At 76.6% G+C, this 913-nt stretch carries 1 protein-coding gene; it reads left to right on the top strand.

What is annotated here, in order from left to right; translation table 11 throughout:
• The coding region (locus tag HW577_RS25695) for a methyl-accepting chemotaxis protein (RefSeq protein ID WP_232475250.1) at window positions 1–903 on the top strand (903 nt) is incomplete at its 5' end.
• Between the last annotated feature and the right edge of the window lie 10 nt (window positions 904–913).

Below are 913 nucleotides of genomic sequence, written 5' to 3'. Positions count from 1 at the left end.
GAGGCCGCGCAGGCCGCGCGCCGCATCGCCCTGGAAGCCGAGGCCGCAGCTGCGGCGCGCACCGCCCGCCACGGCATCGCCGCCGAGGTCGAGGGCAGCATCGGCCGCATCGCGGGCGGCGTGCAGGATGCTTCTGGCAATCTCGATTCCGCCGCCCGCCGCATCGCCGCCTCCGCCGGCGAAGGCGCGTCGGAAGCCGAGGCCGCCCGCGCGGCTGTGGCGGAAGCCTCGGCCGGCGTGCAGACGGTCGCCGCCGCGGCCGAGGAGCTGTCGACCGCCGTCGCCGAGATCACCCGCCAGGTCGCGCAGGCCTCCGCCGTGGCGCGCAACGCCGCCGACCGCGCGGATTCGACCGGGGACATCGTGCGCGGGCTTTCGGAGGGTGCGGCGCGGATCGGCGACGTGGTGCGGCTGATCGGGGAGATCGCGGGCCAGACCAACCTGCTCGCCCTGAACGCCACGATCGAGGCCGCGCGCGCTGGGGAAGCGGGCAAGGGCTTCGCGGTGGTGGCGAGCGAGGTGAAGGCGCTCGCCAGCCAGACGGCGAAGGCGACCGAGGAGATCGGCCAGCAGGTCAGCGCCATCCAGGCCGCGACCGGCGGCGCGGTGGAGGCGATCCGCGACATCGCGGAGGTGGTCGCCGAGGTGAACCAGGTTGCTTCCACTATCGCCGCGGCGGTGGAGGAACAGGGTGCCGCGACGCGGGAGATCGCGAGCGCGACCGCCGGCGTCGCGAGGGGGACGGAGGCCGCCTCCGGCGCCGTGGTGCGCGCGGCGGACCGCATGGGCGGCACCGCGGCGGCCGTTGGGGAGCTGGAACGCATGGCCGAGGCGCTGCGCGGTGACGCCGGCGCTCTGCGCCAGGCGCTCGCCACGACTGTCGCGGGGCTCCGCGCGGCCTGAATTCCGGCCG

This window comes from Neoroseomonas rubea (assembly GCF_016106015.1).
GTDB lineage: Bacteria > Pseudomonadota > Alphaproteobacteria > Acetobacterales > Acetobacteraceae > Neoroseomonas > Neoroseomonas rubea.
The sequence above is the reverse complement of the archived record's forward strand: the minus strand, read 5'-3'. Positions and strand labels throughout refer to the sequence as shown.